The following is an 11,744-nucleotide window of genomic DNA, read 5'->3' as shown; positions in this document are numbered from 1 at the left end:
CAGTGACCGGACCGGGCCGCGAAGGGCCGATCCGATCATGCCCCAGTTCAGGAGCCGGCGGAGCAGCCCTGGCCGGAGGCTGCGGCGGGCTGCGCCGGGCGCCCCATCGACGGCATGCCCAGCGACACCCCGCGGTTCCCGCTCTGGCGGGCCTCCCACGCGTCGCCCGCGCGCGTCCGCCGGACGGCCAGCGCGGGCTTGTCGGCCACCAGGTGGTGCGGGGCGGCGTAGGTGACCTCGACGGTGACCATGTCACCGGGCCGGACCTGCTCCTCCGGCGCGCCGAAGTGGACCAGGCGGTTGTCGCGCGCACGGCCCGACAGCCGGCGGGTCGCCTCGTCCTTGCGCCCCTCGCCCTCGGCGACCAGGACCTCGAGGGTGCGGCCGAACTGCTTCTTGTTCTCCGCCCAGGAGATCTCCTCCTGGAGGGCGACGAGCCGCTCGTACCGTTCCTGGACGACCTCCTTCGGGAGCTGGCCGTCCATGGTCGCGGCCGGGGTGCCCGGACGCTTGGAGTACTGGAACGTGAACGCCGACGAGAACCGGGCCTCCCGCACCACGTGCAGGGTCTCCTGGAAGTCGGCCTCGGTCTCGCCGGGGAACCCCACGATGATGTCGGTGGTGATCGCCGCGTCCGGGATCGCGGCCCGGACCTTCTCGATGATGCCGAGGTAGCGCTCCTGCCGGTACGAGCGGCGCATCGCGCGCAGGACCGCGTCCGAGCCGGACTGCAGCGGCATGTGCAGCGACGGCATGACGTTCGGCGTCTCGGCCATCGCGGCGATGACGTCGTCGGTGAAGTCCTTGGGGTGCGGCGAGGTGAACCGGACCCGCTCCAGGCCGCGCACGTCCCCGCACGCCCGCAGCAGGCCCGCGAAGGCCGACTGGCCGCCCCCGGTCATCGCCCGTACCTCGTCGGGCGCGGCGGCGAGCGCGCCGAAGCCCGAGCCGTAAGCGTTAACGTTCTGCCCCAGGAGGGTGACCTCCAGGACGCCCTCGGCGACGAGCGCCTCCACCTCGGCGAGGATCTCCCCTGGGCGGCGGTCCTTCTCCTTGCCGCGCAGGGACGGGACGATGCAGAACGTGCACGTGTTGTTGCACCCGACCGAGATCGACACCCACGCGGCGTACGGGGACTCGCGGCGCGTCGGCAGCGTCGAGGGGAAGGTCACCAGCGACTCTTCAATCTCGACTTGCGCTTCGCTCTGCACGCGCGCCCGTTCAAGCAGCGCGGGCAGCGACCCGATGTTGTGCGTGCCGAACACGACGTCGACCCAGGGGGCGCGCTTGACGATGGTGTCGCGGTCCTTCTGCGCAAGGCAGCCGCCGACGGCGATCTGCATGCCCGGATGACCGTCCTTGACCGGCCGGAGATGGCCGAGGTTGCCGTAGAGCCGGTTGTCGGCGTTCTCACGCACCGCGCAGGTGTTGAACACCACCACGTCGGGCTCGGCGCCCTCCGCGCGGACATAGCCGGCCGACTCCAGCAGCCCGGACAGCCGCTCGGAATCGTGGACGTTCATCTGGCACCCGTAGGTACGGATCTCGTACGTACGGGGGGCCGTCTCCATTGGCGCATTCATCTCGGTAACCAAGGGTACGGGCCCGTCACGCCCCGACGGAACGCCGTCGCGGAACGCGCGACACACCGCTCCGACCAGCACCGATGATCACTTTTCGCGCGGACGGACCCCGTCCGACGTGGGGATTCGTGATCGTATCGGTACCGCTCGGCGACGTTCGCGAATCTGACCATGACGTAAAGTCCGTCCGCATGACGGACAGCGAAGGCGGGCTCGACCTCTCCAAGGACGAGCCGGAGGACTCCGTTCCGGCGCCGGCCGCCACGCGCGGCGACCGGCCCCTCGTCGTGGTCGAGAAGGTCAACAAGCACTTCGGCGAGTTGCACGTCCTGAAGGACATCGACCTCACCGTCGACTCCGGCGAGGTGGTCGTCGTCATCGGCCCGTCCGGGGGCGGCAAGTCGACGCTGTGCCGGTCGATCAACCGGCTGGAGCCCATCGACAGCGGAAAGATCCTCGTGGACGGCAAGGAGCTGCCCAAGGAGGGCAAGGAGCTGGCGAGGCTCCGCGCGGACGTCGGCATGGTCTTCCAGTCGTTCAACCTTTTCGCCCACAGGACGATTCTGGAGAACGTCATGCTCGGGCCGGTGAAGGTCCGCAAGCAGGGCAAGCAGGAGTCGCAGAAGCACGCCATGGAACTGCTCGACCGGGTCGGCATCGCCAACCAGGCCGGCAAGTATCCGGCCCAGCTGTCGGGCGGGCAGCAGCAGCGGGCGGCGATCGCGCGCTCCCTCGCGATGAAGCCCAAGGTGATGCTCTTCGACGAGCCGACCTCGGCGCTGGACCCCGAGATGGTCAACGAGGTCCTGGACGTCATGACGGGGCTGGCCCGCGAGGGCATGACGATGATCGTCGTCACGCACGAGATGGGATTCGCGCGCAGGGCCGCGCAGAAGGTCGTGTTCATGGCGGACGGCCAGATAGTCGAGGAGAACACCCCCGACGAGTTCTTCACCAACGCGCGCACCGACCGCGCGAAGGACTTCCTTTCCAAGATCCTCACGCACTGAGCCGCGGGGCTCCGGCAGAGAGCAGAGGTAGGACGAGAAATGCGAGTACGTCGTTTCGGCGCCCTGATCGGGGCGGGGATGGCACTGACCCTGGCGCTCGGCGCTTGTGGCAGCGACACCGAGAAGACCGAGGCCAAGACGGTCGTCCAGAAGGCCAAGGACGACAAGAAGCTGACCATCGGCATCAAGTTCGACCAGCCGGCGCTCGGCCTGAAGAAGCCCGACGGCACCTATGACGGCTTCGACGTCGACGTCGCCAAGTACATCGCCAAGAAGCTGGGCGTCCCCGAGAGCGGCATCACGTTCAAGGAGACGACCTCCGCGAACCGCGAGTCGTTCATCGGCGGCGGGCAGGTCGACCTCGTGGTCGCCACCTACTCCATCACCGAGGCGCGCAAGCAGCAGGTGACCTTCGGCGGTCCCTACTACATCGCGCACCAGGACACGATGGTGAAGGCCGACAACACCGACATCAAGAAGGCCGCGGACCTGAAGGGCCAGAAGCTCTGCAAGGCGGCCGGGTCCAACTCCTTCCGCCGCATCACCGAGGGCCCGCCGGACGGCAAGCTCAACATCAAGGGCGTCACGCTGGTGGACGCCAGCAGCTACTCCGAATGCGTGAGCAAGCTGAAGTCCGGCGCGCTGGACGCGGTGAGCACCGACGACCTGATCCTCGCCGGGTTCGCCAACCAGCAGAAGGGCTCCTTCAAGGTCATCAACGACCCCTTCACCGACGAGAAGTACGGCGTCGGCATCAAGAAGGGCGACACCGAGACCTGCGAGGCCGTCAACAAGGCCGTCACCGACATGTACTCCGACGGCACCGCCAAGACGCTGCTGGAGAAGCACTTCGCCGGCACCGGGCTGAAGCTCGCCACGACCGTCCCGCAGATGGAGGGCTGCTCCTGATCCGGAGCCGCGCCTGACGCCCGTCACGCCGGCGCGTCCCCGGCGGAGCCATTCCCGGGGACGCGCCGGCCTGGCCTGACATTGCCGGCCGGGCTCCGCACACCGCTGGCCCGGCACGGCTGGAACGCCATGAAACAGCTGAGCAATGTTTGACTTCAGCCCGTTCTTCGACCACTTCGACGAGATCCTCCAGGGCTTCTGGGCGACGATCCGCCTGGCGGCGGTCGCCGCGGTGCTCTCGCTCATCATCGGGACGCTCCTGGCGAGCTTTCGCGTCGCTCCCATCCCGGTGCTGCGCGCCTTCGGATCGGGCTATGTCAGCGTCGTCCGCAACACGCCGCTGACGCTCGTGCTGCTGATGTGCAGCCTCGGCCTCAACGACATCCTCGCGCTGAAGTTCTCCGAGGTCCCCTCGACCAGCTACTACTGGTGGGCCGTCCTCGGACTGTCGGCCTACACCGGGGCCTTCGTCTGCGAGACGCTCCGCTCGGGCATCAACACGGTCCCGCTGGGGCAGGCGGAGGCGGCGCGGTCGGTCGGCCTGACCTTCACCCAGTCGCTGCGCATGATCATCCTGCCGCAGGCGTTCCGGGCCATCATCGCCCCGCTGGGCAGCGTGTTCATCGCGATGATCAAGAACACGACGGTGGCCGCGGCGGCGGGCTACGGCGAGGTGGCGCTCGTCACCAAGACCATCGTTGACGCCCCCTCCTTCAGCAACGGGGTGATCCCGCTGTTCATCGGCGTGGCCGTCGGCTTCCTGATCCTCACCCTGCCGACCGGGTACTTCTTCGGCTGGCTGGCCAAGCGGATGGCGGTGGCGCGTTGAGCAAGGAAGCGACCGTACTTTTCGACATCCCCGGGCCGCAGGCGCGCGCGCGGAACAGGATGCTGGGCGTCCTCGTGACGGTGGCGCTCGCCGCCGTCCTCGCCGCCCTCATCTGGCGGCTGGCCGCCAAGGACCAGTTCGCCGGAAAGCTCTGGACGCCGTTCACCGAGTGGACGGTCTGGCGGCACCTGATCATTCCCGGGCTGCTGAACACGCTGAAGGCGGCCGCGGTCGCGACCGTCCTCGCGCTGCTGTTCGGCATCGTGTTCGGCCTGGCCCGGCTCTCCGACCACTGGTGGATCAGGCTGCCCGCCGGGGCCGTCGTGGAGTTCTTCCGCGGCATCCCGCTGCTGATCCTGATCTTCCTGGCGTTCTTCGTCCCGAACAAGATCAGCCCGGCGATCGCCGAGTCGCAGTTCGGCCAGCTGCAGCGCGTCTCGGTGGACTACTTCTTCTCGATCTTCGGGGTGGAGAGCAACGCCGGCGTGGTCACCGTGCCCGCGTTCGCCGCGGTCGTGTTCGGCCTCACCATGTACAACGGCTCGGTGCTCGCCGAGGTCGTCCGCGCGGGCGTGCTGTCGATCCCGAAGGGCCAGTCGGAGGCCGCCTACTCCATCGGCCTGCGCAAGAACGGCGTCATGCGGCTCGTCCTGCTGCCGCAGGCCATCACCGTGATGATGCCCGCGATCGTGAGCCAGATCGTCGTCCTGCTGAAGGACACCGCGCTCGGCTTCATCATCGCCTACCCCGAACTGCTGCAGGCCGGGTTCAAGCAGGTGCCCGCCAACTACAGCAACAACGTCCTGCAGGCCGGGATCGTCGTCGCGGTCATCTACATCGCGATCAACATGTCGGTGAGCCGGCTGGCGACGTGGCTGGAGGCGCGCAGCCGCCGCAGCCGCAAGACGGAGGCCAAGACCATGGGCACCGGCGGGCCGCCGCCCGTGGCCGGGGTCGGGATCACGCAGCAGGGCGCCGCGCCGGTCTGATCTCCCCAACCGCCCGCTTCGGGGGCGCCGCCGGTCTCCGGTGGCGCCCCGTCGCCGTCCGGGCTCGTTACCGGTGAGTTTCCTGGTGGACGACGTGTATCTTTCCGACGTCAAACGGCCCGTCATGGCCCCAACCCATCCCTGTATGCGGGACGATTCCTGTTATGACCGCTCGTGCGACCCTCCCCTACGGCTCCTGGCCCTCCCCCATCTCCGCGGCCGATGTCGCCCGCGCCCGGCTGCGCCTCAGTTTTCCCACCGTCGCGGGCGATGACGTGTGGTGGCAGGAGGCCCGGCCCGAGGAGGACGGACGGACCACGGTCATCCATCTCAACGGCGGGCATCGCACGGAACTGCTTCAGGCGCCGTGGGACGCGCGTACCCGCGTCCACGAGTACGGGGGCCGGTCGTACCTGCCGATCCGCACCGCCGACGGCTGGTCGATCGTGTTCGCCAACTACGAGGACCAGCGCCTGCACCGGCTCGACGAGGGCGACCCCAAGCCGTACCCCCTGACGCCCGAGCCGGCCGTCCCGGCGGGGTTGCGCTACGCCGACTTCGTCCTGTCCCCGGACCGGACGGAGATCTGGTGCGTCTGCGAAGGCCACATCGCCGCGGCGCCGGAGCCGGCGCCCGCCGCGAGCGAGGGGGCCGTCCCGGGCGAGGAGGGCGCTCCGGCCACCGCCCCGGCTCCGGCTCCGGTGGAGGAGCCCGGCATCACGGGGATCCGGCGCGCCATCGTCGCCGTCCCGCTGGACGGCCGCGCCGCCGGGGACGCCGGCGCCATCCGTGAGCTGGTCACCGGGGCGCAGTTCTACGCGAACCCCGCGCCGTCGCCCGGCGGCGGGCACCTGGCGTGGGTGCAGTGGAACCACCCGCGCATGCCCTGGGACGGCACCGAGGTGCGCGTCGCCGCGATCGAGGACGGCCGCACGGTCGCGCCCCGGACCGTCAAGGGCGGGCTCAAGGAGTCGGCCCTGGCGCCGCTGTGGCGCGACGACGACTCCCTGTACGTGATCTCCGACTGGCCCGGCTGGTGGAACATCTACCAGGTCGGCCTGCACGGCGAGTCCCCGCAGGCCCTCTACCCGGCCGAGGAGGAGTTCGCCGGCCCGCTGTGGCAGCTCGGCGGCATGCCGTACGCGCTGCTCGGCGACGGCCGCCTCGCCGTCCTGCACGGCGAGGGCGACATGAGGCTCGGCGTCTACGACCCGGAGACGCTCGACCTCGTCGACCTGGAGGTCCCCTACGAGCACTGGGCGACGCAGCTGTCGGCGGACGGGACGACGATCGTCGGCATCGGCGGCGGCCCCGACCTGCCCCCCTCGGTCGTCCGCGTCGACACCACGACCGGGCGCGTCGAAGGGCTGCGCCGCGAGCTGGCCGAGCTCCCGGACGTCGCGTACCTGTCCAGGCCGCGCGCGGAGCGCCTGGAGGGCCCGTTCGGGCGTCCCGTCCACGCCTACGTGTTCCCGCCCACCAACCCGGAGGCGACCGCCCCCGAAGGCGAACTGCCGCCGTACGTCGTGTTCGTGCACGGCGGGCCCACCGGCCGGGTCTCCAAGGTGCTCGACCTGGAACGGGTCTACTTCACCAGCCGCGGCATCGGTGTCATCGACGTCAACTACGGCGGATCGACCGGCTATGGCCGCGCCTACCGAGAACGGCTCCGCCGCCAGTGGGGCGTCGTCGACGTAGAGGACGCCGTAGCCGCCGCCCAGGCCCTCGTGGACGGCGGCATAGCCGACCCTGCGCGGCTGGCGATCCGGGGCGGTTCCGCAGGCGGCTGGACGACGCTCGCCGCGATCACGCGGACCGGCGTGTTCAAGGCGGCGACGTCCTACTTCGGCATCAGCGACCTGCAGAGCTTCGCCGAGGCCACCCACGACTTCGAGTCGCACTACCTGTTCGGCCTCATCGGCCCGCTGCCGGGCTTCGAACGCGCCTACGAGGAGCGCTCACCGCTCAGCCGCGCCGACGAGACCGCGTGCCCCGTCCTGCTCCTGCAGGGCCTGAACGACCCGGTGGTGCCGCCGGACCAGTCCGAGCGCTTCGCGCTGGCGCTGGCCGACAAGAAGATGCCGTACGCCTATCTCACCTTCGAGGGCGAGTCCCACGGGTTCCGGAAGGCCGGCACGATAATCCGCTGCCTGGAGGCGGAGCTTGCCTTCTACGGCCAGACGCTCGGCTTCGAACCGCGCGGCGTGGAACCCATCAACCTCACCGTCGGCTGACCCCGGTCCCCGCACTCGGTGCGGGCCCGCTCAGCAGCCCTCTGCGGGACGCCCGCGCGGCCACGGCAAGAGACCGCCGGGCGCTCCTTCGCGGCGCTCGGCCGCCGGCTCAGCGGGCGAACTCGATGGCGCGGGACTCCCGCACCACGGTGACGCGGATCTGCCCCGGATAGGTCAGCTCGTCCTCGACCTGCTTGGCGATGTCGCGGGCGATGACCTGCGCCTGGATGTCGTCGACCGAGTCGGGCTTGACCATCACGCGGATCTCGCGCCCGGCCTGCATCGCGAAGACCTTCTCCACGCCCTCGTGCTTCTCGCGCGCGATCTGCTCCAGCCGTTCGAGCCGCTTGACGTAGGCCTCCAGCGACTCCCTGCGCGCCCCCGGACGGCTGCCGCTCACCGCGTCCGCGGCCTGGGTGAGGACCGCCTCCACCGTCCGGACCTCGACCTCGTTGTGGTGGGCCTCGATCGCGTGGACGACGTCCTCGTGCTCCCCGTACCGGCGCGCGATCTCGGCGCCGATCAGCGCGTGGCTCCCCTCCACCTCGTGGGTGAGCGCCTTGCCGATGTCGTGCAGCAGCGTGCACCGCTTGGCGACCTCCACCGGCAGCCGCAGCTCGCCGGCCATGACGCCCGCGATGTGCGCGGACTCGATCAGGTGCTTCAGCACGTTCTGCCCGTAGGACGTCCGGTACCGCAGCTGCCCGAGCAGCGCGATCAGCTCCGGGTGCATGTCGGCGATGCCGACCTCCACCAGGGCGTCCTCACCGGCCCGGACGCACAGCTGCTCCACGTCGCTCTTGCTGCGCTCGTAGATCTCCTCGATGCGCTGCGGGTGGATGCGCCCGTCCAGGACGAGCTTCTCCAGCGTCAGCCGCCCCACCTCCCGGCGCACCGGGTCGAAGCAGCTCAGCAGCACCGCCTCGGGCGTGTCGTCGATGATCAGGTTGACGCCCGTCGTCGTCTCGAACGCCCGGATGTTGCGGCCCTCGCGGCCGATGATGCGGCCCTTCATCTCGTCGCTCGGCAGATGCAGCACCGACACGACCGACTCGGCCGTCTGCTCGCTCGCCACCCGCTGGATCGCCAGCGTCACGATCTTGCGGGCACGCTTCTCGCCCTCCGCCCGCGCCGTGTTCTCGATCTCGCGGACGATCGGGATGGACTCCCGCTTGGCCTGGTTCTCGATCACCGCCACCAGCTCGCCCTTGGCCTGCTCGGCGGTGAGCCCGGCCGCCCGCTCCAGCACCTTGCGGCGCTCCTCGGCGACGCCGGCCAGCTCCTGCCTGCGGGCCTCCAGCACCTGCCTGGCCTCGGTCAGCCGTCCCTGCCGCTCCTCCAGGCGCCGCGTCTCGGCGTCCAGCCGCTGCTCCCGCTCGGCGAGCCGCGCCTCCCGGCGCTCCAGATCCTCCCGGACGGTCCGCAGGTCGTCGCGGAGGGCGCGGCCCTCCTCCTCGACCTCGGCGCGCGCCTCGGCGGCGATCCGCCGCGTCTCCCGCTCGGCCTCGTCCAGGACGTCCTGCGCGTCCTGCTGCGCCTTCGACCGGATCTCGTCGGCGTCGCTCTGCGCCCGGGCGATCTCCGCCGCGGCTCTGCCGGGCATGCCGGGACGCCACAGGACGACGAAGATGAGAGCGGCCAGGGTCACCAGCAGCGCTGCACCCAGCAGGACGCTCTCCATGAGGCAGATCCTTCCTCGCCGCGGGCCCGTCCGGACTTCGGGCCCTGCCTAGCGAGGATTTACTCGCGCGCGGATGCACGACGTCGCGGGGCCGCGCACGGCGCGCCCCGGTGACTCGGCCGAATCCGGTCGACGAACCTGTCCTGTCTGCCTCTCAGCTGCTGGAACGTGCTCGGTCGTATGGCAATCCGCGAGACGCGGAGTAACTCCTCACTACCGTAACGGTAAGCGGCATGGAGGTAATGAGCAAGCAAACGATGGGCATTCCGGACTAACCGAACGTCAACGTGAGTCCTTCCTTACCACCCCTCCTGACCACGCGCACCCCTCCCGACCAGGCCGGCGACCCTCCGGTCAGAGTCAGAACACCCTGCCTCTCCGGTAACCCGCCTTCGCAACCCGGCGGGAAATCAGTCGAAGGGGTCGGAAGGCTCGGGGATCGCGGCCGGGTCGGCGCCCTCTTCGGCCAGGGCCTCTTTGACGATCCGGTAGGCGAGGTTGGGCGGGTAGCCCTTGCGGGCGAGCATGCCCACCAGGCGGCGCATGCGTTTGGCAGGGTCGGCGCCTCTGCCGGCCGGGAGCCTGCGCAGGACCAGGGCTCGGGCGGTCTCCTCCTCCTGGGCGGGGTCCAGCGACTCGACGGCCTCGTTGACGGTGTCGTCGGCCACGCCGCGGCGGCGGAGTTCTGCGGCCAGGGCGCGCTTCGCCAGGCCCCGGCCGGCATGGCGGGACTGGACCCACGCCTGCGCGAACGCCTCGTCGTCGATGAGGCCGACGTCGGTGAACCGGCCGAGGACGCGTTCGGCGACGTCGGCCGGGATGTCCTTGCGGCGCAGCGCGTCCGCCAACTGGGCTCGGGTGCGCGGCGACGCGGCCAGCATGCGCAGGCAGACCTCGCGGGCCCTCGCCTCCGGGTCAGCCCCCGCACGGCGGTCGGGTGGATCCGCACGGCCGTCGGGTGGATCCGCGCCATGGTCGGGCGAGGTCACGCTCGCCCTCGCCACGCCGTACGTCCCCCGGGCGGCGCTGCGCGGTCGTCTCGCCCCGTTACCGCGCTGGTGACCGTGCGGGCCGGCTGGCCCGTGGGAGCGGCGGCGCCATCGGGGAAGATCCGCGCACCGATCGTGCGGTGCCGGGTAAGGCGCCGCCGCCCTGCATACGAGATCATCGCTTACTCTTCGTCAGGAGTCACCCATATCAGCGGATTCTCCGTCAGGAATCGCCTGCCTTGGCGGCCTTCGCTCCCCTTTTCGCGGTGGTGGCCTTGGCGGCGCCGGCCGGCGCGGGGGGCGCGGGGGCGGCGTCCGGGGCGGCGGGCTCGGCCTCCTTGTCGACCTTCGGGCCGATGCCCAGCTTCTCCTTGATCTTCTTCTCGATGCCGTCCGCCATGTCGGGGTTGGCCTTGAGGAAGTTGCGGGCGTTCTCCTTGCCCTGGCCGAGCTGGTCGCCGTCGTAGGTGTACCAGGCACCGGACTTGCGGACGAAGCCGTGCTCCACGCCGAGGTCGATCAGGCCGCCCTCGCGGCTGATGCCGAGACCGTAGAGGAGGTCGAAGTCGGCGACGCGGAAGGGCGGGGCCATCTTGTTCTTGACGACCTTGACGCGGACGCGGTTGCCGACGGCCTCGGTGCCGTCCTTCAGGGTCTCGATGCGGCGGACGTCCAGCCGGACGGAGGCGTAGAACTTCAGCGCCCGGCCGCCGGTGGTGGTCTCCGGGGAGCCGAACATGACGCCGACCTTCTCGCGGAGCTGGTTGATGAAGATGACGGTGGTCTTGGTCTGGTTGATCGCGCCGGTGAGCTTGCGCAGCGCCTGCGACATGAGGCGGGCCTGGAGGCCGACGTGGCTGTCGCCCATCTCGCCCTCGATCTCGGCGCGCGGGACGAGCGCGGCGACGGAGTCGACGACGACGACGTCGATCGCGCCGGAGCGGATCAGCATGTCGGTGATCTCCAGGGCCTGCTCGCCGGTGTCGGGCTGGGAGACCAGCAGCGCGTCGATGTCGACGCCGAGCTTGGTGGCGTACTCGGGGTCGAGGGCGTGCTCGGCGTCCACGAACGCGGCGATGCCGCCCTGCTTCTGGACGCTGGCCACCGCGTGCAGCGCGATGGAGGTCTTGCCGGAGCCCTCGGGGCCGTACACCTCGACGACGCGGCCGCGCGGCAGGCCGCCGATCCCGAGCGCGATGTCGAGGGAGATCGCGCCGGTGGGGATGACCTCGACGGGCGCCCGCGCCTCCTCGCCCATCCGCATGACCGACCCCTTGCCGAACTGCCGCTCGATCTGGGCGAGTGCGGTCTCGAGAGCCTTCTCCCGGTCGTTCGCTGCCATTGAGATGTCCTTATCGTCGTGACTGTCGGCTCTCGGCCGCTGTTCTGCGATGTCGAGGGCGACGTTACGGCGGGCCACCGACACTTTCGAGCCGCCGGCGCGATTGTGGATGACGCCGCGTGCCGCGAGCCAGCTTACCGAACATCCGTTCGATCATCGTCCGGTATGGCGATTTGGA

At 70.2% G+C, this 11,744-nt stretch carries 9 protein-coding genes; 5 read left to right on the top strand and 4 right to left on the bottom strand.

Features of this window, described 5'->3' with window-relative positions; all coding sequences use genetic code 11:
• Positions 1-47: 47 nt before the first annotated feature.
• On the bottom strand, positions 48-1,583 hold the full coding sequence (miaB, locus tag SM418_RS27545) for a tRNA (N6-isopentenyl adenosine(37)-C2)-methylthiotransferase MiaB (RefSeq protein WP_371966122.1): 1,536 nt from the start codon (positions 1,581-1,583) through the stop codon (positions 48-50).
• Between the two features lie 287 nt (positions 1,584-1,870).
• On the opposite strand from miaB, the gene SM418_RS27540 reads away from it, so the two are divergent.
• From SM418_RS27540 to SM418_RS27520, 5 genes are all read left to right on the top strand, one after another.
• Positions 1,871-2,593: an amino acid ABC transporter ATP-binding protein gene (locus tag SM418_RS27540; RefSeq protein WP_371944666.1), complete on the top strand. Its 723-nt coding sequence runs from the start codon at positions 1,871-1,873 to the stop codon at positions 2,591-2,593.
• A 39-nt stretch (positions 2,594-2,632) separates the two neighbouring features.
• Positions 2,633-3,502 carry a glutamate ABC transporter substrate-binding protein gene (locus SM418_RS27535; protein WP_371944569.1) on the top strand — a complete coding sequence of 290 codons (870 nt, stop codon included), beginning with the start codon at positions 2,633-2,635 and terminating at the stop codon, positions 3,500-3,502.
• Positions 3,503-3,647: 145 nt separating this feature from the next.
• Entirely contained in the window at positions 3,648-4,331 is a 684-nt protein-coding gene (locus tag SM418_RS27530; RefSeq protein ID WP_371944571.1) for an amino acid ABC transporter permease, read from the top strand.
• Positions 4,328-5,320, top strand: coding sequence for an amino acid ABC transporter permease (locus SM418_RS27525; protein ID WP_371944573.1), 993 nt, complete (start codon positions 4,328-4,330; stop codon positions 5,318-5,320). Before SM418_RS27530 ends, SM418_RS27525 begins: the two co-directional genes overlap by 4 nt.
• A 164-nt stretch (positions 5,321-5,484) precedes the next feature.
• Positions 5,485-7,554 carry a S9 family peptidase gene (locus SM418_RS27520; RefSeq protein ID WP_371944575.1) on the top strand — a complete coding sequence of 690 codons (2,070 nt, stop codon included), beginning with the start codon at positions 5,485-5,487 and terminating at the stop codon, positions 7,552-7,554.
• A gap of 109 nt (positions 7,555-7,663) precedes the next feature.
• On the opposite strand, the gene rny is transcribed toward SM418_RS27520, so the two are convergent.
• The 3 genes from rny to recA form a co-directional block, all read right to left on the bottom strand.
• A complete protein-coding gene (rny, locus tag SM418_RS27515) occupies positions 7,664-9,223 on the bottom strand; it encodes a ribonuclease Y (RefSeq protein WP_371944668.1) in 1,560 nt (519 codons plus the stop codon).
• Between the two features lie 422 nt (positions 9,224-9,645).
• A complete protein-coding gene (locus SM418_RS27510; protein ID WP_371944576.1) occupies positions 9,646-10,239 on the bottom strand; it encodes a regulatory protein RecX in 594 nt (197 codons plus the stop codon).
• Between the two features lie 208 nt (positions 10,240-10,447).
• Entirely contained in the window at positions 10,448-11,566 is a 1,119-nt protein-coding gene (recA, locus tag SM418_RS27505; protein ID WP_371944578.1) for a recombinase RecA, read from the bottom strand.
• Between the last annotated feature and the right edge of the window lie 178 nt (positions 11,567-11,744).

Source organism: Actinomadura chokoriensis (genome assembly GCF_041463665.1).
Classification (GTDB): domain Bacteria; phylum Actinomycetota; class Actinomycetes; order Streptosporangiales; family Streptosporangiaceae; genus Spirillospora; species Spirillospora chokoriensis_A.
Note: the sequence above shows the minus strand (reverse complement) of the source record. Positions and strands in the feature narration are given on the sequence as shown.

Bases quoted from the DNA above. Each gene is read 5' to 3' on its own strand.
- recA (WP_371944578.1), bottom strand. From the start codon at position 11,566: ATGGCAGCGAACGACCGGGAGAAGGCTCTCGAGACCGCACTCGCCCAG.
- miaB (WP_371966122.1), bottom strand. From the start codon at position 1,583: ATGAATGCGCCAATGGAGACGGCCCCCCGTACGTACGAGATCCGTACC.
- SM418_RS27535 (WP_371944569.1), top strand. From the start codon at position 2,633: ATGCGAGTACGTCGTTTCGGCGCCCTGATCGGGGCGGGGATGGCACTG.
- SM418_RS27530 (WP_371944571.1), top strand. From the start codon at position 3,648: ATGTTTGACTTCAGCCCGTTCTTCGACCACTTCGACGAGATCCTCCAG.
- SM418_RS27520 (WP_371944575.1), top strand. From the start codon at position 5,485: ATGACCGCTCGTGCGACCCTCCCCTACGGCTCCTGGCCCTCCCCCATC.